Genomic DNA, 19,451 nt, shown 5'->3' with positions numbered 1-19,451 from the left:
AAGCGGTGTTTAGTTGCGATCTTAACTGAGTGAGCAACAAGACACTTTTTCCTAAAGAGAGGAGCGTTGGTATGCAGACAGATATCGATCCAAAAGAGCCTATTAAAGTGGAGAAACAGCCCAAAAAGAAGAAAAAAAACGATGCGGTTGTCGGTTATTTACTTCTTGCCCCAGCACTGATTCTAATTCTAGCAATTTCTATTTGGCCAGTTTTCCAGTCATTTTATTTTAGTCTTTTCGACCTTCGTCTCAATGAACCAACTAAATCAGAAGTCCATCTCGATTATCAAATTGACCTGGACCGCTATTTGCAAAACTATCCCTTCCTAGTCGGGGCAATTAATTCTGAAATTGATAATGGAAATTCAAGTGAAGAGCTGACCGAGATGAAAACAACATTAGAAAATCTCGATGCCAGTATTAAAGAAAACCCGCAAGCAGCAGAAAATTATGACGTGATTAATGAAAAGCTAGACAAGTTTGAAAATATTCCTGACGATATGAAGTACGTTGAAATTGATGAAAGCGTAGCAGAGGATTTTACGTCTTCCGTTAAAACAATCAATAATGATTTAATGTCGATCAATGAAAATGGAAGTTTGGAAAAAGGCGATAAGATTGTTGGTTTATCATCCGCACTAACTGAAATTGTTGTTGAACCGAACTTCATTGGACTTGAGCATTACAAAGAAAATTTAACTGATCAGCGGATGTGGAAGTCTCTTTGGAACACGAGTGTATTTACATTTATTTCTGTTCTAGCTGAGCTCATACTTGGTCTAGCGATTGCTCTCCTTATTAACAAAGCTTTCTTAGGGCGAGGATTAATTCGTGCAAGTATCCTAATTCCGTGGGCGATTCCAACAGCGGTAGCAGCCCTCATGTGGAAGTTCCTTTATGATGGTCAAAACGGTATTGTAGCGAAGCTCTTTGAAGATGTTGGATTGATCGATCGAATGTCGATGCTTCTCACTACGGATACAGGTGCAATGTTCTCTGTTATCTTCGCTGATGTGTGGAAAACGACACCATATATGGCTTTACTTCTTCTAGCAGGACTGCAAACGATCCCATCTTCCCTCTATGAAGCCGCATCAATTGATGGAGCGAATAAGTGGAAGCAGTTTGTAACGATTACATTACCACTTTTGAAAACAAGTCTTCTCGTTGCTCTCTTATTCCGTACTCTAGATGCATTCCGAGTGTTTGACTTAATTTATGTATTAACTGGCGGAGGTCCAGCGAATTCAACCGAAACGATCTCGATGCTCGCTTATACATTGATGTTTACTCAGACAAACTTTGGTGAAGGTTCAGCTATTTCAGTAGTTGTATTCATCTGTGTTGCCATAATTTCTGGAATCTTTATTAAATTACTCGGTGCAGAACTAATAAACGACGGAACTGGAAAGAAATGAGAATGTATTTTATCATGAAGAAGGAGGGACAGCCAGATGAATAAGAAAGCGGGACCGATGTTTTACGTTTTCCTAGTTGTGTTTGTTTTTGTTGTCATGTTTCCGTTCTTATGGATGCTTGCAAGTTCGATTAAACCACTAACAGAGCTCTTTGGTGAAAAAGCGTTCAATCCTTTTACGAATAACCCAACTCTACAAAACTATGTATCCGTTTTCGTAGATTATCCTTTCCCTCGCTATCTTTGGAACAGTACCGTTGTAGCGACAATTACGACTGTGTACACCGTACTGGTCGCTTCATTCGCTGCTTATTCCATCGCGCGTCTGAATTTTAAAGGAAAACCGATTATATTGGGGATTGTCTTATCTGTATCCATGTTCCCACAAGTAGCGACGATTTCACCAATCTATATTTTTCTAAAAAACTTAGGTCTTACAAATAGCTATCTTGGCTTAATCATCCCGTACACAACGATCACGCTGCCATTATCGATCTGGCTTCTCGTTACGTTCTTCCGTAAAATTCCGTTCGATCTTGAAGAAGCAGCGAAAATCGATGGAGCATCACTATGGCAAACGTATTGGAAAGTGATTATGCCACTTGCTGTACCAGGTATTTTTACAACAGCCATTCTCGTATTTATTGCAGCCTGGAATGAATTCTTGTTTGCCCTTACGATTAACACGGCTGATAAGTTTAAAACGGTCCCGGTCGGAATTGCCCTGTTTCAGGGTCAGTATACGATCCCTTGGGGAGAAATTTCAGCAGCGACCGTTGTTGTAACCGTTCCTCTTGTCATTATGGTTTTGATTTTCCAAAGAAGAATCGTGTCAGGATTAACATCAGGTTCAGTTAAAGAATAGATAAAAATAGGAGTGGATTTTAATGCTAAACGTAACCGTATGGAATGAAAATCGTCATGAACAGAGTAGTGAAGAAGTAAGAAGCGTGTATCCAAACGGAATTCACGGTGCCATTGCTGAATTTCTAAAAGAGGATTTTGAAGTGAAAACGGCCACTTTGGACGAGCCTGAACATGGCTTATCTGAAGAGGTGCTGAACAACACGGACGTTCTTCTCTGGTGGGGACATATCGCGCATGAAGAAGTATCTGATGAAATTGTGAATCGCGTTCATCAACGAGTTCTTGATGGAATGGGGCTTATCGTCCTTCATTCTGGTCACTTCTCTAAAATTTTCAAGAAGCTAATGGGGACAGGCTGTGATTTGAAATGGCGTGAAGCGGATGAGAAAGAGAGAATGTGGATTGTCGATCCAACCCATCCGATTGCGGAGGGACTTGGTGAGAAAATTGAGCTTGAGAGAGAAGAAATGTATGGTGAGCATTTTGATATCCCAGCACCAGATGAACTTGTGTTTGTAAGCTGGTTTGAAGGCGGAGAAGTCTTCAGAAGCGGTTGTACATATAAGAGAGGACAAGGAAAGGTTTTCTATTTCAGACCTGGTCATGAGACATATCCAACTTATTACAATAAAGAGATCCAGCAGGTTATGAAAAATGCTGTAGCCTGGGCTAAACCTACGACGATACCAAAGCCAGTCTATGGAAATGCAAAACCGCTAGAAACCATTGCGTCTAAATAAGAGATTGAATGAGGAGGAGAAACCATGAATGAATTAAAAATTGGTGTTATCGGATGTGGGAGTATTGCGAAACACCGTCATTTACCAGAATACGCGGCAAACACACAAATAAAAATTGCTGCTGTGTGCGATATTGTGAAAACAAGAGCAGATGAAACAGCGGTTCTTTACGGAGCAAAGTCCTATGAAAGCTATGAGGAGCTACTGCAAAATAGTGAGATTGATGCTGTAAGTGTTTGTACGCCAAACTACCTTCATGCCCCGATTTCTATTGCTGCATTAAAAGCAGGAAAGCATGTTCTTTGCGAAAAGCCAATGGCAACATCACGTGCAGATGCTGAAGAAATGATTGAAGCAGCTCGCACAAGTGGGAAGAACTTAATGATTGCTCACAATCAACGCTTCGTTCCTTCCCACGCAAAGGCGAGAGACATTCTAGCAAGCGGTGAAATTGGCAAAGTGTATAGCTTTAGAACAGCTTTTGGACATCCTGGACCTGAAGGTTGGAGTGTGGATGGGAAAGATAGCTGGTTCTTCGAGAAAGAGAAAGCATTTATTGGAGCAATGGGAGATCTTGGTGTGCATAAGACCGATCTTATCCGCTATTTATTAAATGAAGAGATCGTAGAGGTAGGCTCGTTTGTTGAAACAAGTGCGAAGGAGTTTGCTACAGTTGATGATAATGCAGTGTGTATTTTAAAATCTGAAAGCGGTATTATTGGAACGCTAGCTGCAAGCTGGGCTTATACAGCGAGTGAAGATAATTCAACGATTATCTATGGCGAAAAAGCGATTCTTAGACTTGAAGACGATCCAGTGAATTCGCTTGTTGTTCAGTATCAGACAGGTGAAGTGGTGAAATATGAGCTTGGTGGTATTCAAACAAATGATAGCGGCGGCCAATCGAGTTCACAGGTTATCGACAAGTTCGTAGATAGCATTGTGTCGGATAAAGACGTTCCTGTAAGCGGTATGGAAGGGATGAATTCTCTTCAAGTGGTTCTCGCAGCACTAGAATCAAATGAAACGAAGAAAATCGTTAACCTGAGGTGATCAAGTGAATAAATTACGTATGGGGATTATCGGGTCTGGCGGCATCGCCCAGTCCCGGCATATCCCAGCATACCAGCAGCTCTCTGAACAAGTAGAGTTGTTTGGTGTTTATGATGTCGATTATGAAAAAGCGCAGCAGGTAGGGCTTTCTTGTCATATTCCTAATGTGTACGAGCATGTACAGGATATGCTAAATGAAGTAGATGCCGTTACGATTTGCACACCGAATAAATTTCATGCGGATCTAGCTGAGCAAGCTCTACTCGCAGGTGTTCATGTTCTCTGTGAAAAGCCAATGGCGATGACAGTTGCCGAATGTGATCGGATGATTGCAGCAGAGAAAAAGTCTGGCAAAATCTTATCCATCGCTTATCATTATCGCTTCATGAAGGAACCGCGTGCGGCACGTCAACTTATTCAAGAGAATGAAATCGGTGATCCAATGGTTGCAAGAGTTCAAGCCCTTCGTCGCCGAAAGGTTCCTGGCTGGGGCGTGTTTACGAATAAACAGCTTCAAGGCGGCGGTAGCTTAATAGATTATGGATGCCACTTTCTTGATTTAAGTATGTGGCTAATGGGCAACGCGAAGCCTGTTGAAGTGTCAGGAACAACATACAATCGTTTAAGCAAAACGCCTGAACAAGTGAACCAGTGGGGAGCATTTGATCACGAGACGTTTAATGTGGATGATCATGTCACGGCATATATCCGTTTTGATAATAATATTTCTATGCTCTTTGAAACATCCTGGTCAGCCAACATTGCAGAGGACAAAGAGTCTGTTAGTATCTCCGGTAGTGATGGGGGTCTCGATGTTTTTCCATTTCAATTAAATAAAGCTCAGCACGGCATGCTTTTAAATACGAGCAGTCAATGGGTACCAGGAGATGAGGACCCAGGATTGCCTCAAGCTGCGAATTTTGTGAACAGCTGTCTTGGACTAGAGGAACCGATCGTAAAATCAGAAGAGGCGAGACGTGTGTCACAAGTAATTGAAGCAATTTATGAAAGCTGTACAACTGGGAGAAGCATTCGACTTGATTAAAAACATAAGAGGAGTGGTCCTATGAAACTAGGTGTATTTACTGTACTATTCTCAGATAAGTCATTCGAAGAGATGCTCGATCATGCGAAAGCATCTGGACTTAAAGCGGTGGAAATCGGAACGGGAGGTTATCCAGGTAATGCTCATTGCAATCTGGATGAATTGCTCGAAAGTGAAGAGAAGCGCTTGGAATATCTTGATAAAGTTCATTCAAGAGGACTCGAAATTAGTGCTTTTAGTTGTCACGGAAATCCGATTTCTCCTGATAAGAAATTTGCTGAGGAGTGCCACGACACTTTCGTTAAGACTGTGAAATTAGCATCGGCAATGAACGTTCCAGTAGTGAATACATTCTCAGGAACGCCCGGTGATAGCGAAGACGCGAAAAACCCAAATTGGCCAGTAACGCCATGGCCAGCGGAGTACTCAGATATTTTGAAGTGGCAATGGGAAGTGAAGCTAGTTCCTTATTGGAAAGAGTGGGGGCAATTTGCTAAGGATCATAATGTGAAAATAGGTCTTGAGCTTCATGGTGGTTTTCTTGTCCATACACCTTACACGATGCTTAAGCTTCGTGAGCTAACTTGTGACGCAATCGGTGCAAACCTCGATCCAAGTCACATGTGGTGGCAAGGAATTGATCCTGTCGCAGCCATTAAAATTCTTGGAAAAGAAAATGCGATTCATCATTTCCATGCGAAGGACACGTATATCGATCAGGATAATGTGAACATGCATGGATTAACAGACATGCAGCCCTATGGAGAAGTGAAGACACGAGCATGGACGTTCCGTTCTGTTGGTTGTGGACATAGTAATCAAGAATGGTCTCACATGATGAGCGCACTTCGTACATATGGCTATGACCATGTTGTAAGCATTGAACACGAAGATCCACTTATGTCTATTAACGAAGGCTTCCAAACGGCTGTTAAGAACCTTCAATCTGTTTTAATTGTTGACCAGCCGACTGAAATGTGGTGGGCTTAAGTTTATTTATAAAGAAACCCCGATGCCAGTTGCATCGGGGTTTTGCTTTTTTATCTTACTCTGTTTCCTTTTTCCATTGTTCATCGATTAACATCTTACCAGGCCATGTATACGCCATAATCCCACCATCAGCTGTAATATCTTCACCTGTCACATAAGAGCTATCGTCAGATGCTAAGAAAAGAGCGACCTTCGCCATTTCATCTGGGCGACCAAGTCTACCAAGTGGTGTAATCCACTTATTCGCATCTCTAAATTTCTGACCCATTTCTTCTTCTTTTGAACCGGCAAGCTCATCAATAAGTGGCGTTTCAATCGTACCAGGAGAGAGAGAGTTTACTCGTATTCCCTGTCTTGCATAGTCGATTGCCATGGCTTTTGTAAAGTTTGTAATGCCACCTTTTGCTGCGTTGTAGCCTGAACGATCCAGATCAGCTGCTCGACCTGACATCGATGACGTATTAATAATCGATCCACCATTATCCATCATGAGTGGAAGTAAGTATTTGCTTGTTAAAAATGTACCGCGCAAGTCAACTGAAACAATACGATCGAATAATTCGACTGGGTATTCGTGGACTTTTCCACCTTCCTGGTCAACCCCTGCGTTATTAAAGAGAACATCAATCGTGCCATATTCCTCTTTGACTTGGTTAGCAAAACTCGTTACGCTTTCCTCACTTGATACATCAACGTGGAAAGTTTTTACATTACCTCCGTTGTTATTTAGCTTCTCAGCTGTTTTACTCATCTCTTCTGTATTAACATCAGCACATAAAACCGTAGCTCCTTCTTTTGCGAAAAGCTCAACAGTGGCTTGTCCAATACCAGTTGCAGCTCCAGTAATTACCGCTGTTTTATTTTGTAATCTACTCATTGATAAGTCCTCCTGTAAACAGATTATTTTAAGTCTATTTTGGGTTTACCCGCTTCAAGAAGAAAATAATCACAAGGAATGTGCTGTTAAGAAAATATTTTTCATGGAAAAATACGGTACTAGTGTAAACTATTTGTCATATCTCAAGAATTCTGACGGTGATAAAATGACTGTATAAGGAGGGGATTCTGTTGTTTACTGTAAAGATACATGAAGAGGGATCTGGAGATTTAGAGGTGGAGAATTTTGAAGTGCGCTATCAAGCTAATGTCGCATTTAAAGAAAAAACGCTCACATACTCTAATCGTTCAGGGCGTTATGAAATTACGTTGAATGGTTCAGGTGAAGAAATTCTAGCAACCAAAGTAGGGCTTGGTTGGTGAAAACATACATATTAAAAACCCCGTACAAGTGTACGGGGTTTTTAACGTCTTAGTGAGAAGAATGGAAAAGGTTTTGTTTAACGGTTTTCCAGTTCGGTTTTGGCGTATCTTTAAGACTTTTATAAAGAGAGAAGCCAAGACCTGCTATCATCACGATGATAAAGAGAATCTCATCCATGTGTACCCCTCACTTTCCTTGAACTTACTTTTTTTTATCGAAAAGACTAGTGCTGTGAAGCGGCTGTACCTTTGCATCAGGATCCATATAGGATTTTGCATTATTAACAGCTGTTGGTGCTTCACCAAATCCAGAGGCGATAAGCTTTACTTTGCCGTCATATGTAGCAACATCACCAGCTGCATAAATACCAGGAATGTTTGTTTCCATTTTGGTATTAACAACAATGGAGTTCTTTTCAATATCAAGGCCCCATTCTTTAATTGGTCCAAGGGAAGAAATGAAGCCGTAGTTCACAATAACTGCATCCACGTCTTTCGTTATTTTCTCTTCACCTTTAACTTGCTCGAGAACAACCTGGTTAATGCGTTCTCCGTCACCAATGAATTCAGTAATGTTATACGGCGTTTGAATGTTTACAGAAGAGTTCATAAGCTGTTCAACGCTGTGTTCGTGAGCTCTGAACTTATCGCGACGGTGAATAAGTGTTACTTCCTCAGCAATTGGCTCAAGCATATTAGCCCAATCTACTGCGGAATCTCCTCCACCAGCAATAAGAACTTTTTGTCCTGCAAATGCTGTGAGATCATTTACGAAATAGTGAAGGTTATTTCCTTCATAAAGATCAGCACTTTCTACTTTCAAGCGACGAGGTTGGAAGGCCCCAACACCAGCAGTAATAATAACCGCTCGCGTATAATGCTCTTCTCCTGTGTTTGAACGGAGGTAAAGAGTGCCGTCTTCTTGTTTTGTTACTTCTTCAACAGACTGCTCCAAAGCAACCTCTGGTTGAAATTGATTCGCCTGTTCGACAAGATTATCGACAAGATCTTGTGCGAGAACTTTTGGAAAGCCAGCGACGTCATAAATGTATTTTTCAGGATAGAGTGCAGAGAGCTGCCCTCCAAGCTGTGGCATACTTTCAATAATCTTTACTTTAAGTTGGCGCATACCACCGTAGAATGCGGTAAATAAGCCAACAGGACCTCCACCAATAATCGTTATATCATAAAGTTCATGTTGGTCAGTCATAAGTCAGTCCCCCTATAATTTATTCAATGTGCTTTCATTATTATAATCATAATAAAAACGGAACTAAACCCCTAAGGTGAAAACACCTCTAGAACTTTCATTATAAAGGTTGAAAAAGAAAAAAAAAAGAATATGATTAGAATGGAGCGTCAGATTTGAAAATTTTATGACAAAGTGCGGGCTAGATCACCATTTTTTACGGTCTAGAACGTGAAATACTTAACAATGTCTCTTGATCTTATTCAATATTGTTCATTTTTGAGAAAGAGATTCCTTATATTTAGCGTTTATTGACGTTTCACGATGGGACAATGCAGGAAAATCTACAATATGTCCTAAAAAAATACCGATAAAAGGTGGATGTGATTCAAGTGAGTAGGCCAAAAATCGCAATTTTAGGTGCAGGGTACGGCGGTATTATGACAGCAGCTCGTCTTCAAAAAGAGATGGGAACAAATGAAGTGGAAGTTACGCTTGTGAATAAGCATGACTATCATTACCAAACAACATGGCTTCATGAACCAGCTGCAGGAACAATGCACCATGACAAAACAAGAATTATGATCAAAGATGTCATTGATATGAACAAAATCAAATTTATTAAAGACACAGTCGTAGAAGTAAAGCCGGATGAAAAGCGCGTCATTCTTTCTAACGGTGAACTTGAATACGATTACCTTGTGCTAGCACTTGGTTTTGAACCAGCTACGTTTGGTATTAAGGGTCTTAAAGAAAATGCCTTCAGTATTCGTAGCGTAAACTCCGTTCGAAAAATTCGTGAACACATTGAATACCAGTTCGCAAGCTACAATAATGAGTCTAAGCGTCGCGATGATCTTCTAACTATTATTGTCGGTGGCGCAGGATTCACTGGAATTGAATTTGTTGGTGAACTTGCTGAACGTGTTCCTGAACTGTGCAAAGAGTTCGATATCCCTCGTGATCGCGTTAAAATCATTAATGTGGAAGCGTCCCCAACTGTTCTTCCTGGTTTTGATGAGGAGCTTGTAGAATACGGAATGAATCTACTTGAACGTAAAGGTGTGGAATTCCGTACGAGCACAATGATCAAAGAAGTAACAGAAGATGGCGTTATTTTGGGTGAGGATGAAGAAGTAAAAGCGGCGACAGTTGTTTGGACTGGTGGCGTGCAAGGTAACTCCATCGTTGCAAATTCTGGCTTCGAAACAAACCGCGGCCGTGTTCCTGTTCGTAAAGATCAGCGTACACCGGATTACGATAATGTTTTCGTTGTTGGAGATTGTGCTCTTCTTATTAACGAAGAAATCAATCGTCCATTCCCTCCGACGGCTCAGGTTGCGATCCAAGCTGCTGGAGCTGTATCTAAGAACTTATTGAGCCTTGTGCGCGGGAAAGAGCTTGAGAGCTTTACTCCTGACATCAAAGGTACGGTTGCTTCACTTGGTAAAGGCGAAGCGATTGGTAAAGTTGGGAATAAAAAGCTCTATGGTAGCACAGCGTCTGCTATGAAAAAAGTGATTGATAATCGCTATCTCTTCATGCTTGGTGGGCCAGGGCTTGTCTGGAAAAAAGGTAAGCTTAAGCTATTTTAAGATCATTCGATAAAGAGGGCAAAGACGTCATGTCTTTGCCTTTTTTTGCTCTTATGAAATGATTCATTTGTGATCAGCGCAATAAGAAAAACGAAGGCGATCGTCATAAAGGAGATGACGATCAGCCAAGTTTTTCTAATCTATTCAATAGAATAGGGGCTATAGTAAAGTCTATGAACGTACTACTTTATTTATTCCAGGGGTGGATTTCGATTTGACCGAAAGAGGAAAAGTATGGTTGGCGGCAGCAGGCATTGTGGAATTTGAGGGGAAGTATCTCGTCGTGATGAAGAAGTATGGTGGATTAAAAGGAAGATGGTCTTTTCCTGCTGGATTTGTGGATCCGGGTGAAACGGTTGATGAAGCAGCTGTCCGAGAAATTTTTGAAGAAACGGGTATTGTTGCAGAAACGACTGGAATAGCAGGAATTCGTTCAGGTGTCATTAACAAAGATGTAAGTGATAACTTAGTGGTTTTTTATATGAGAAGAACCGGAGGCACGCTAACGTCTGAAACAAATGAAATTGGAGAGTCCCGATTTTTAACAAAGGAGGAACTGCTTACTGATCCACGTACGTCGTCTATGATTCCTTCTTTTCTGAATGGAATGGATCAGTTTATAACGGAGATGAATCCTGGAAATCAATTTCAGTACACGTCTTACAAATTGTTATATTCGAGCTTCAATAAAAAGTGAAAACTTTAAAACGAATGGAAACACCTCGGTTATAGATGGAAAGGTCCGATTCGCTCACATCACCTACTAATGGTTGAAATGATTTGATAAATGACGAAATAATCTGATAACTAAGGATGTATTCGCTTACACGGGCTGTCAGTGAGAAATTTGGTGTTTTTCTTTTTCAACGTTTCTTGATATATTATCAGAAAATTACAACAAAGGAGTGGTTGATGTGAGAAGACAACAAAATAAGGCGAAAGCAACTGATTGCCCTTATTGCCAGGGAAAGGGGTACTTTCAACTACTTCTTGGTGGATCGGAAACATGCGATAACTGTGGAGGAAGTGGAGCAAAACAAAATCCAACTAACTAAGCGTTTGAGAGCGCTTAGTTTTTCTTTTGGTTCAAAAATAATAATGTATGGATTGAGGTCTAGCTCCAGCGCTTGTCGGACCTACCGGACGCTTGCGCTTTTCTTGATCTAGCTCCAGCGCTTGTCGGACCTACCAGTCGCTTGCGCTTTTCTTTTGTTCACCCTCTGTTCATTGACTAAAATGGGACAATCCAGTAAACTAACAATGATTACTCGGGGGTGAAACGATGGCGATTCCACAGCTGATTATTTCGATGCTGCTGTTTATTGTGCTTTTCTTTGGAATTGGATTCCTGCTTAACATGCTTCTACGCTCGACATGGATTATGGCAGTTGTCTATCCTGTAATCGTTATCATGATTATTGATAACGTTACGTTTTTTCAATATTTTTCCTCACCAGGTTCTTCATTTAAAGCGTTAGGTACTGATCTTCTTTCACTAGGAAGTGCCGATGCGATTATTTTAACTGCTGGACTTGTTGGAGCTGTGTTCGCTGGTGTTGCGATCAGAATGCTTCGTGTAAGAGGATATCAGATGTTTTAAAAGCTTCGCCAATTGTTGGCAGAAGCTTTTTATATGTGTAAAAGCACGTTATCTTGATGAATAGGTTTTCACTTCTCTGGAAATGAATAGATCATGAGAGGAGTGGAAAATGTGCGATTTATCATGCTGATCGCAAAAGGGATGATCTTTACAGGTCTTTTTGCAGCAGCGTTGCTATCAACTTATTTATTATTATCGGGTTTATCAATGCAAGATGTAACGAAGTGGATTTTTCCTCAGCAGACTGTACTCAGTGAAGAGGATAGGACAAGCCTAGCGACCTCTCAGGATTGGTCACAGTATCCAACGCATACCGTAACGGCTACAGGTTATACGGCAGGTGAGGAATCAACAGGGAAAACACCTGAGCATCCTGCATATGGCATCACCTATTCTGGCGTAAAGGTAAAGCGGGATCTCTACTCTACGATCGCTGCCGATACGTCCGTCTTTCCAATTGGTAGTGTACTCTTTATTCCTGAGTATGGCTTTGGGGTTGTAGCAGATACAGGAAGTGCGATAACTGGGAAGAGAATTGATCTGTATTACGACACAGTTAATGATGTTTATAATGAGTGGGGGAAAAAGACACTCGACGTATATCTGATCGAAAAAGGTGATGGAACCTTAACGGAAGAAATGTTGTTAACTTTGAATGAAGAAGAGTCGATGCAAGTTTTCAGACAAGAGTTAATGAGTGAGAAAGAATAACAGAAGCTACAAAACGTCGGAGAGTATACTCTCCGACGTTTTGCGTTTACCTCTCATTTTCTAAGAAAGCATCTTCCCCTTCAAAAGAGGGATAGCGATCAGGATGAAGAATGGCTGCAAGTTTGACGAGGCCGGTCATTAGACGTGGTGAAGGGCGACAATAAAGCCATTCTTCAAGTACATGAATGGGACTTTCTTGAAGCTTGTCCCAGTCCTGACGTTTTTGAACGATTTTTGGATTTACTTTATTCTGTCGAACGCCAACCCAGGCAAGACAAATATGGTCTGGTCTTCGCTTTACGACATCTGCCCAGTCTGTTTGAACAGAAGCGAGTTCCACATCACGAAAAGAATTTCTCGCTCCTGCCAGTTCACTAATTTCAGTCAGCCAGTTTGTTTTACCAGGTGTGAAAATAGGCTTTGGCCACCATTCCCAATAGATATCCGGCTTCTCTGGGATTTGATCACTGATTTTCTTGTACTCCTGAATCAATTTTCTGAAACGATTGGAAAGGGAGAGGGCTTCCTGCTTTTTATTTGTAAGCTCTCCAAGAGTAACGAGATCGTTACAAATATCCTCAAGGGAATTGGGATTTAATACTGTATAATATAGACCAAGTTCGTCCATGCCTTCAATATTTTTCTCCATTCCTGGAACGCTCAGTGATGCGAGAATAAGGTCTGGTTTCAACGCTTCAACTTGCTTCAAATCAATTGAAAGATCGGGACCAAGACGTGGAAGACTCCTGATTTGTTCTGGCCAGTCGGAAAAGTCATCAACACCGACAAGCTGATCTGTTAAACCAAGGTAGGCGCATAGCTCAGTATTACTAGGACACAATGAAACAATTCGCATTTAAGTCCTCCTATATTTAAGCGATTTGAAAAGCATAGTATAAAATTAAAGTTGAAATAATTCCAAGCAAGCCACCAACGAGAACTTCGATTGGCTTATGCCCTAATAGCTCTTTTAATTCTTCAATTTTCTCTCGTTCTTGCTTTTGCTGCCAATTTTTCGCTTCAGAAACGAATCTATTGAAATTAAGAACAAGCTGGTTTAGTACAATGGCTTGCTCTCCTGTTTGTCTGCGAACACCGGTTGAATCAAACATCACAATAATGCTGAACATCGCTGCTACGGCAAATATAGGAGAATCAAGGCCAGTCTCAAGTGCAACTCCAGTCGCTAAAGCTGTCGTAGCGGCGGAATGAGAGCTTGGCATGCCGCCTGTTGCGTTGAAGAGGGACCAATTAATTTGTTTCGTTGCAATAAAATAAATCGGTACTTTCAGAAACTGGGCAAATACAACGCCAAATAACGCTGCCCAAAGGGGGAAATTTAGCAAAATATCCATGAGTGACAACATCTTCCTTTCTAAACTGTTCCTACTGAATGGTGTACCCGAAGAAATTTACTTTCAATCGAGTGAATGATTGAAGTAATGGAGATCGGTTGAGGATAAACTTTCAAGTCTTTGCTCATTTGGTGGTTCAATTCAATCTTAGGGGATGAAATCCTTACCTAACTTCCATTTAAAACAAGGAATATAATACATGAAATTGTCAGTCTATTATACCATATCCCTGTGAAGTTGTGATTTGACACATGGTAAGATGGGGAAGCACCAGCGTCTTCCATTGACACGATTTCTCTTTCGTGTTAACTTATTAGTGATTTACCAAACTAAAGGATCAATTGAAAGGTTGTTACGTTATGAATGCCGTTATTCTTGCAGTTCTCATCATGCTAGGGCTAAGCCTTTTTCGTATACATGTTGTCATTGCACTTGTTATTGGAGCGATCGCCGGTGGTTTATTAGGAGGACTTTCTCTTAATGATACAATCGAAGCGTTTAGTTCAGGGCTTGGAGGAGGAGCGACTGTTGCATTGAGCTATGCGTTGCTTGGTAGCTTTGCTGTAGGTCTTACTCGCACTGGACTTCCTGAATTAATTGTTGAGCGTGCTCTAAAGATGGTTAATCGTCGTGGAGGAGATCGGAAGAAGGGACTTGCTAAAGTTCTTATTCTCTTTGTCATTCTTCTCATCTCATGTTTCTCTCAGAACCTAGTCCCTGTTCACATTGCGTTCATTCCTATTCTTATCCCACCTATTCTTCAGGTGTTAAATGAACTTGGAATGGATCGTAGAGCGGTAGCAGCTGTTCTTACTTTTGGACTAACCGCACCATACATTCTGTTACCGGCTGGTTTCGGTAAAATATTTCACGAAATTCTTCAGTCGAATATGGCTGATAGTGGCATGGAAATTGAACTTTCCTCTATACCGACAGCTATGCTATTGCCAACAGCAGGTCTCGTGGTTGGTCTCCTTATTGCGGTCTTCTTTTCATACCGCAAGCCAAGGACATATAAACAGCTATCTATTGCTCAGGAAGATACATCTGAGACATATAGTTATTCAAATCGCTCCATCCTATTTGCCATTTTATCTGTTGTCGTTACCCTTGCTGTTCAGATTCCAACTGAATCAATGATTCTAGGCGCACTTTCAGGTATTATCGTCCTTTATATTACGGGGAGCATTCGATTGGCTGAATCTGAAGCGATTTTAACAGACGGTATGAAAATGATGGCATTCATTGGTTTTGTGATGCTTGCAGCGAATGGGTTCGCTGAAGTTCTAAGACAAACGGGTGAAGTTCAATCGCTTGTAACACAAGCATCCGGATTAATAGGCGATAATAAAGCGCTAGCGGCTCTTTTGATGTTAATCGTCGGATTGTTTATTACGATGGGAATCGGATCATCATTCTCAACCATTCCAATTATTGCAGCGATTTATGTTCCACTTGCTATGGAATTAGGATTTAGCCCAATGGCAACAATTGCGCTTGTCGGAACTGCCGCCGCCCTCGGAGATGCGGGTTCCCCTGCATCAGATAGTACATTAGGCCCTACATCAGGACTAAATGCAGATGGTCAGCATAATCACATTTGGGATACGGTTGTCCCAACGTTCTTACACTATAATATCCCGCTTATCTTATTTGGCTGGATTGCAGCTATGATCTTTTAACTAAGAAAAACACGGTGAGTGCTCTCCGTGTTTTTCTTTTTGATTATTATAGAGCATTCTATAAAAGAAGGGTCGGTATATTCTGTTACACTAAATAAAACAGCTATGAAATGAGGTGGCGTATGTACTTTGGTAAAGTAAAGGAGCAAAACAGCGATCGTGTTCCTCCTAATCAACGCGTAACGAAGGGATGGCCAGTTCTACACGTTGGTGACGTTCCATATTATGAAAAAGATCTTTCAAATTGGGATTTAAGAATAGGAGGCCTCGTTGAGCGCCCTACGGTTCTAACCTTTGAACAGCTAATGGCTCTACCTGAGACGTCACAAACAAATGATATTCACTGTGTGACAGGCTGGTCGAAGTTTGATAATGAATGGGAAGGCATTGCAACACGGACGATAGCAGATCATGTAGGCATTCGAAAGGAAGCTAGGTTTGTTATGTTAGAGGCAGAAGAAGGATGGACTACGAATCTTCCGCTTGAAGATTTTCTTGCAGAATCGAGCCTTCTTGCTTACAAACATAACGGGAAATTGTTAACCCCAGAACACGGCTATCCGATCAGAATGGTAGTGCCCCATCTGTATTTCTGGAAAAGTGCGAAATGGATTCGCGCAATTAAATTTCGGTCAGAAAATCAGCAGGGCTTTTGGGAACGGAATGGTTATCATATGTATGGTAACCCGTGGAAAGAACAGCGATTTGCTTGGGATTGAAAACTGCCTTTTTGGCAGTTTTTTTTGTTCAGAAAGTAACTAGATATGGTGAGAGTTTTGTAGTAGACAAAACGATTCGTTTACAAAAACAGGGAAATAAAGATGGATGTAGAATTTAGATAGTTATAATAAATAGGAATGGGAAAGCTTGAAGCCCCATAATAGACTGACAGAGATGTAATGGACGAATTGAGTAGCCGATCTTCTCCTTTTGTTTTATGAGTCTGATCTAATAGGAGTGATATAGTGAGTATAGTACAGGATCATATATTGAATCATATATCATGTGGTATTTTAGCGATCGACTTAGATTTTCGCATCATACACATTAACGAAGTAGCGGAAAAGATTCTAAAAGTTAAGCGTGAAGATGTGTTAGGGGAAAATGTATACGAAGTTTTCCCGTTAGCGCCAGAAGAAGTGCGCCATGTGGAGCGGACGATTGAAACGGGAGAAGAGTTTTTCATTGAAGCTATGCCGTATAGCTGGGGAGTTTATAACCTGTATTTAACCATTCAAACAAGGGTTTTACGAGAATCTGATAAAATGTATGGAGCAATGGTAGAATTCCGGGATATGACTCATTTGTATGAAAAACAAGAAGAACTGATTGATCGCATGGAGAACATGGCAGTGAACGTAATCCCTCTTATGGATCAACTGGGATTATTACCTCTTCAACCTGTTGTGGAAGAAGTAGGTTTTCAATTCCTTCTTGATATAGGACTTCAAAAAGTAGCTGATATGAAAGTGAATACACTTATTATCGATTTATCGTCTGTTACCTCTCTCAATCAAGAGTTTTCTGAAATGATGTTAAAGTTATGCGGCTCATTGAACCTCCTTGGGGTGGATATCATGATTACTGGGGTACGTGCAGAAACGGCGATAAAGTGGATTTCATCAGGAACGGATTACATAAAAACAACCTATCATCCACACGTACAGGCTGCTATTTCAAAGTATAAGAATAGCCGGTTATAGAAAAAGAGCGTTCTCCTAAAGCGGGGAACGCTCTTTCATCTAAATGTTAAATTTCAAGGTTTTTGAGTGTCGTTTGCAATGTTGCCTGTTCTTTTTCAAGTTTGACTAATGCCGATTCGAGCATTTTTTTGTACAAAGAGAGAATGAGCTCACCGTAATTGGAACCAGGAACAGCCCACTTTCCATTCAATGCCTGCCATGTTGTGGCAGAGCCACGTGTCACAAGATCGAATCTTGGATCAACTTTTTCGTCCCATGCCGGAAGAGGAGATGTGGAAGCATATGCATAGAGGTGTTGGATATGAGCAAGAACGCCAGTCGAAGCATTTGGAAAGGTGGCACCTGCTGCTCCGCCTCCGGTCGCTCCAATTCCCGCGAAATTATTTTGCTCTGGTTTCACATCGCCAGTAAAACGAAAGAAATTTGTTTCGTGAAGTGCTTGAGCATAAGCAATATCACCGCGAATGGAATATTTCTTACTATGGGCCAAATATAGGGCAGCAAGATCTGGTGCTCCAGGATTAATGGTTCTTGTATAAGCATCCATTTGCTCAGCTGATAAGACCGCATTGCCCTGTATTTTATAACCTTTGTCTGGAACCGGCACGGGAGGGTTTCCTTTTTCAACTAGTATAAATGTTTCTATACCTGCTTTGTTTAATTTTTCTGCTAAGACTTCTGCATTTTCTTTTTCCTTAAATGCGCCAACTTGAATGCGGTAGATTGTTTCCTTGTTGACGACAGTGGTGGCTATAAAACCCCCAAAGCCTTTTTGAATTAACATGTTCAGATAGGTTTCTGCATTTTCTCGCTTGCTAAAAGCTCCCGCAATCACTTTATATAAAGTGCCATCGACTGGCTTAGGTTTTAACGGTAGTTTCATGGCGGTTGCAGTTGCATCAGCAATGACAGTCGATATGTCTGTCATAAATGCAGGGTTGGTGAGGAGTTTAAGGTCTTTTTCACTATCAACAAATAACACTTCAATAAGCAATGCATTCATTTTCGTTTCGCGTAAGACATGAAAGTTGGCGCGTTTTTTTCCGCGATCCAAGATGTTGTATTTCTTTAATATGTCGGTTGAAATTTTGTTGTGGATAGTCGATTGTAGTTGGACGGTTTCATTTGGAACAGTGCCATTAAAGATATATGTTTCAAACCCGCTCCCACCTGCAGCATTATGGTGAATGCTAAGGTAGAAATCAGCTTTGATCGCATTTGCAAAATTTGTTCTAGGTTTTAAGTCAATGGTTTTATCGGATTCGCGTGTTAATGCCACTTCTACTTCGTATTTTGAAAATAAACGATCTCTTACCATACGAGCAATAGCAAGGTTGAAATTTTTCTCTTGATAATTTTTATACGTTGCACCAGGGTCTGTACCACCGTGCCCTGGATCAATTATGATTAACGTCAAGTGACTCCCTCCATCATTGTCGGATACTATTAGTATATTTATACCAATTCAATCTGTCTGGACAAACCGTACAATTAGGAGAAGTTTCTTGAAAATAGGCTTTTTACCACAGTCAATAGTGTAACTGTTCAATAAAAAATTATAGTGGTTCATGTTACGGAGTGAGTTTATATAGTGGTTGAACAGCTGGATCACTTGCAATATGCTCTGGATAAATGAAGCCTCGGCCATCGTCTGAGAAAGAGATGCCTGCTTTTTGGAAACACTCCTGAATAAACTCTGAACAGATGTATTTGTCATTTGGTATCGATTCAAGGTCGCCAATCACGACGCTTGCCAGGATTTTAAGGATTTCTTCTATGTCATAAAGCTTACCTGTTAGATCAGCGCCTCTTCTTAGCATTGCATTACGCTTACTTTCGTCTAAGTTCTTTGTGAGAGAATGCCTTGCAAGATAAAGCTTTCCTTTGTATGGATGACCTGAATTGCGATAGTCTTGGAAATAATGAGATAGCGGTACGATGCGTACACCGTAACTTTCCACGCTTTCTAGCATCATAATGCGATCCATCCACCGAAATAGAAGGGCAACGTGACTGAATTGGGATTTGGATACGTTCTGAATGATTTTACTAACTGGGTAAGAGCCACTACAAAGGAGAAGGTCGCCTGTTTGAATGTCATTTCGAGCAGATCGGTAGTTTTTGACGGTTAAGTTAACGTAACGGTTTGCTGACATGATGAACCTCCTATAAATGAGCTTACTCTTGTAGTTAGATACATAAACCATTTCTCCTTCTTTTTACCATTGGAACAGTAGGACCAAA

The 19,451-nt window shown here is 40.9% G+C and carries 22 protein-coding genes; 15 read left to right on the top strand and 7 right to left on the bottom strand.

Features of this window, described 5'->3' with window-relative positions:
- Nucleotides 1-71 precede the first annotated feature (71 nt).
- The 6 genes from AC0VYV_RS17565 to AC0VYV_RS17540 are packed head-to-tail and all read left to right on the top strand — an operon-like array spanning nt 72 to nt 6,112.
- Entirely contained in the window at nt 72-1,418 is a 1,347-nt protein-coding gene (locus tag AC0VYV_RS17565; protein ID WP_430241766.1) for a carbohydrate ABC transporter permease, read from the top strand.
- 36 nt (nt 1,419-1,454) lie between these two features.
- Entirely contained in the window at nt 1,455-2,282 is an 828-nt protein-coding gene (locus AC0VYV_RS17560) for a carbohydrate ABC transporter permease (protein WP_098444829.1), read from the top strand.
- Nucleotides 2,283-2,304: 22 nt separating this feature from the next.
- Entirely contained in the window at nt 2,305-3,024 is a 720-nt protein-coding gene (locus tag AC0VYV_RS17555; RefSeq protein WP_430241764.1) for a ThuA domain-containing protein, read from the top strand.
- Nucleotides 3,025-3,048: 24 nt separating this feature from the next.
- The gene (locus tag AC0VYV_RS17550; protein WP_475372840.1) at nt 3,049-4,077 is read left to right on the top strand and encodes a Gfo/Idh/MocA family protein; all 1,029 of its coding nucleotides are present in this window, start codon (nt 3,049-3,051) and stop codon (nt 4,075-4,077) included.
- A 4-nt stretch (nt 4,078-4,081) separates the two neighbouring features.
- Nucleotides 4,082-5,122, top strand: a complete 1,041-nt coding sequence (locus AC0VYV_RS17545; RefSeq protein ID WP_430241761.1) for a Gfo/Idh/MocA family protein — start codon at nt 4,082-4,084, stop codon at nt 5,120-5,122.
- Between the two features lie 21 nt (nt 5,123-5,143).
- Entirely contained in the window at nt 5,144-6,112 is a 969-nt protein-coding gene (locus AC0VYV_RS17540; RefSeq protein ID WP_475372838.1) for a sugar phosphate isomerase/epimerase family protein, read from the top strand.
- A gap of 55 nt (nt 6,113-6,167) precedes the next feature.
- Here the strand turns inward: AC0VYV_RS17540 and AC0VYV_RS17535 are convergent, their stop codons facing one another.
- Entirely contained in the window at nt 6,168-6,989 is an 822-nt protein-coding gene (locus AC0VYV_RS17535; RefSeq protein WP_194219015.1) for an SDR family oxidoreductase, read from the bottom strand.
- A 191-nt stretch (nt 6,990-7,180) separates the two neighbouring features.
- Between AC0VYV_RS17535 and AC0VYV_RS17530 the strand changes: the two genes are divergently transcribed.
- Entirely contained in the window at nt 7,181-7,372 is a 192-nt protein-coding gene (locus AC0VYV_RS17530) for a hypothetical protein (protein WP_430241755.1), read from the top strand.
- 49 nt (nt 7,373-7,421) lie between these two features.
- Here AC0VYV_RS17530 and AC0VYV_RS17525 read toward each other — a convergent pair whose 3' ends face one another.
- Together AC0VYV_RS17525 and AC0VYV_RS17520 are read right to left on the bottom strand one after the other, a co-directional pair.
- The gene (locus AC0VYV_RS17525; protein WP_276511800.1) at nt 7,422-7,550 is read right to left on the bottom strand and encodes a hypothetical protein; all 129 of its coding nucleotides are present in this window, start codon (nt 7,548-7,550) and stop codon (nt 7,422-7,424) included.
- 24 nt (nt 7,551-7,574) lie between these two features.
- Nucleotides 7,575-8,582, bottom strand: a complete 1,008-nt coding sequence (locus tag AC0VYV_RS17520; protein ID WP_475374042.1) for an NAD(P)/FAD-dependent oxidoreductase — start codon at nt 8,580-8,582, stop codon at nt 7,575-7,577.
- 371 nt (nt 8,583-8,953) lie between these two features.
- On the opposite strand from AC0VYV_RS17520, the gene AC0VYV_RS17515 reads away from it, so the two are divergent.
- The 5 genes from AC0VYV_RS17515 (at nt 8,954) to AC0VYV_RS17495 (ending at nt 12,467) form a co-directional block, all read left to right on the top strand.
- Nucleotides 8,954-10,156 (top strand): NAD(P)/FAD-dependent oxidoreductase, encoded by a 1,203-nt coding sequence (locus AC0VYV_RS17515; RefSeq protein ID WP_194219018.1) that lies wholly within the window; start codon nt 8,954-8,956, stop codon nt 10,154-10,156.
- Between the two features lie 214 nt (nt 10,157-10,370).
- The gene (locus AC0VYV_RS17510; RefSeq protein ID WP_475365725.1) at nt 10,371-10,853 is read left to right on the top strand and encodes an NUDIX hydrolase; all 483 of its coding nucleotides are present in this window, start codon (nt 10,371-10,373) and stop codon (nt 10,851-10,853) included.
- 217 nt (nt 10,854-11,070) lie between these two features.
- On the top strand, nt 11,071-11,211 hold the full coding sequence (locus AC0VYV_RS17505; RefSeq protein ID WP_194219020.1) for a YuiA family protein: 141 nt from the start codon (nt 11,071-11,073) through the stop codon (nt 11,209-11,211).
- Nucleotides 11,212-11,438: 227 nt separating this feature from the next.
- A complete protein-coding gene (locus tag AC0VYV_RS17500) occupies nt 11,439-11,756 on the top strand; it encodes a YuiB family protein (RefSeq protein WP_194219021.1) in 318 nt (105 codons plus the stop codon).
- A 123-nt stretch (nt 11,757-11,879) separates the two neighbouring features.
- The gene (locus tag AC0VYV_RS17495) at nt 11,880-12,467 is read left to right on the top strand and encodes a 3D domain-containing protein (RefSeq protein WP_430241796.1); all 588 of its coding nucleotides are present in this window, start codon (nt 11,880-11,882) and stop codon (nt 12,465-12,467) included.
- A 46-nt stretch (nt 12,468-12,513) separates the two neighbouring features.
- On the opposite strand, the gene AC0VYV_RS17490 is transcribed toward AC0VYV_RS17495, so the two are convergent.
- Both AC0VYV_RS17490 and AC0VYV_RS17485 read right to left on the bottom strand, forming a co-directional pair.
- The gene (locus AC0VYV_RS17490; RefSeq protein WP_475374041.1) at nt 12,514-13,323 is read right to left on the bottom strand and encodes a cobalamin-binding protein; all 810 of its coding nucleotides are present in this window, start codon (nt 13,321-13,323) and stop codon (nt 12,514-12,516) included.
- A gap of 16 nt (nt 13,324-13,339) precedes the next feature.
- On the bottom strand, nt 13,340-13,822 hold the full coding sequence (locus tag AC0VYV_RS17485) for a divergent PAP2 family protein (protein WP_194219610.1): 483 nt from the start codon (nt 13,820-13,822) through the stop codon (nt 13,340-13,342).
- Between the two features lie 359 nt (nt 13,823-14,181).
- On the opposite strand from AC0VYV_RS17485, the gene AC0VYV_RS17480 reads away from it, so the two are divergent.
- The 3 genes from AC0VYV_RS17480 to AC0VYV_RS17470 all read left to right on the top strand — a co-directional run bounded on the left by AC0VYV_RS17480 (nt 14,182) and on the right by AC0VYV_RS17470 (nt 17,207).
- Nucleotides 14,182-15,504, top strand: coding sequence for a Na+/H+ antiporter family protein (locus tag AC0VYV_RS17480; protein WP_475372836.1), 1,323 nt, complete (start codon nt 14,182-14,184; stop codon nt 15,502-15,504).
- 122 nt (nt 15,505-15,626) lie between these two features.
- Nucleotides 15,627-16,223: a sulfite oxidase-like oxidoreductase gene (locus tag AC0VYV_RS17475; RefSeq protein WP_475374040.1), complete on the top strand. Its 597-nt coding sequence runs from the start codon at nt 15,627-15,629 to the stop codon at nt 16,221-16,223.
- A 246-nt stretch (nt 16,224-16,469) separates the two neighbouring features.
- On the top strand, nt 16,470-17,207 hold the full coding sequence (locus tag AC0VYV_RS17470; protein WP_430241742.1) for an STAS domain-containing protein: 738 nt from the start codon (nt 16,470-16,472) through the stop codon (nt 17,205-17,207).
- 46 nt (nt 17,208-17,253) lie between these two features.
- Here AC0VYV_RS17470 and AC0VYV_RS17465 read toward each other — a convergent pair whose 3' ends face one another.
- Both AC0VYV_RS17465 and AC0VYV_RS17460 read right to left on the bottom strand, forming a co-directional pair.
- Entirely contained in the window at nt 17,254-18,624 is a 1,371-nt protein-coding gene (locus AC0VYV_RS17465) for an N-acetylmuramoyl-L-alanine amidase (protein ID WP_475374039.1), read from the bottom strand.
- Nucleotides 18,625-18,778: 154 nt separating this feature from the next.
- Nucleotides 18,779-19,363 (bottom strand): YiiX/YebB-like N1pC/P60 family cysteine hydrolase, encoded by a 585-nt coding sequence (locus AC0VYV_RS17460; RefSeq protein WP_475367882.1) that lies wholly within the window; start codon nt 19,361-19,363, stop codon nt 18,779-18,781.
- Nucleotides 19,364-19,451 lie beyond the last annotated feature (88 nt).

Source organism: Anaerobacillus sp. QJM3NY_17 (assembly GCF_056173665.1).
This window is presented reverse-complemented; position numbering and strand designations above follow the sequence as displayed.

Bases quoted from the DNA above. Each gene is read 5' to 3' on its own strand.
- AC0VYV_RS17485 (WP_194219610.1), bottom strand. From the start codon at position 13,822: ATGGATATTTTGCTAAATTTCCCCCTTTGGGCAGCGTTATTTGGCGTT.
- AC0VYV_RS17560 (WP_098444829.1), top strand. From the start codon at position 1,455: ATGAATAAGAAAGCGGGACCGATGTTTTACGTTTTCCTAGTTGTGTTT.
- AC0VYV_RS17535 (WP_194219015.1), bottom strand. From the start codon at position 6,989: ATGAGTAGATTACAAAATAAAACAGCGGTAATTACTGGAGCTGCAACT.
- AC0VYV_RS17550 (WP_475372840.1), top strand. From the start codon at position 3,049: ATGAATGAATTAAAAATTGGTGTTATCGGATGTGGGAGTATTGCGAAA.
- AC0VYV_RS17475 (WP_475374040.1), top strand. From the start codon at position 15,627: ATGTACTTTGGTAAAGTAAAGGAGCAAAACAGCGATCGTGTTCCTCCT.
- AC0VYV_RS17500 (WP_194219021.1), top strand. From the start codon at position 11,439: ATGGCGATTCCACAGCTGATTATTTCGATGCTGCTGTTTATTGTGCTT.
- AC0VYV_RS17480 (WP_475372836.1), top strand. From the start codon at position 14,182: ATGAATGCCGTTATTCTTGCAGTTCTCATCATGCTAGGGCTAAGCCTT.
- AC0VYV_RS17490 (WP_475374041.1), bottom strand. From the start codon at position 13,323: ATGCGAATTGTTTCATTGTGTCCTAGTAATACTGAGCTATGCGCCTAC.
- AC0VYV_RS17565 (WP_430241766.1), top strand. From the start codon at position 72: ATGCAGACAGATATCGATCCAAAAGAGCCTATTAAAGTGGAGAAACAG.
- AC0VYV_RS17555 (WP_430241764.1), top strand. From the start codon at position 2,305: ATGCTAAACGTAACCGTATGGAATGAAAATCGTCATGAACAGAGTAGT.
- AC0VYV_RS17525 (WP_276511800.1), bottom strand. From the start codon at position 7,550: ATGGATGAGATTCTCTTTATCATCGTGATGATAGCAGGTCTTGGCTTC.
- AC0VYV_RS17460 (WP_475367882.1), bottom strand. From the start codon at position 19,363: ATGTCAGCAAACCGTTACGTTAACTTAACCGTCAAAAACTACCGATCT.
- AC0VYV_RS17540 (WP_475372838.1), top strand. From the start codon at position 5,144: ATGAAACTAGGTGTATTTACTGTACTATTCTCAGATAAGTCATTCGAA.
- AC0VYV_RS17520 (WP_475374042.1), bottom strand. From the start codon at position 8,582: ATGACTGACCAACATGAACTTTATGATATAACGATTATTGGTGGAGGT.
- AC0VYV_RS17495 (WP_430241796.1), top strand. From the start codon at position 11,880: ATGCTGATCGCAAAAGGGATGATCTTTACAGGTCTTTTTGCAGCAGCG.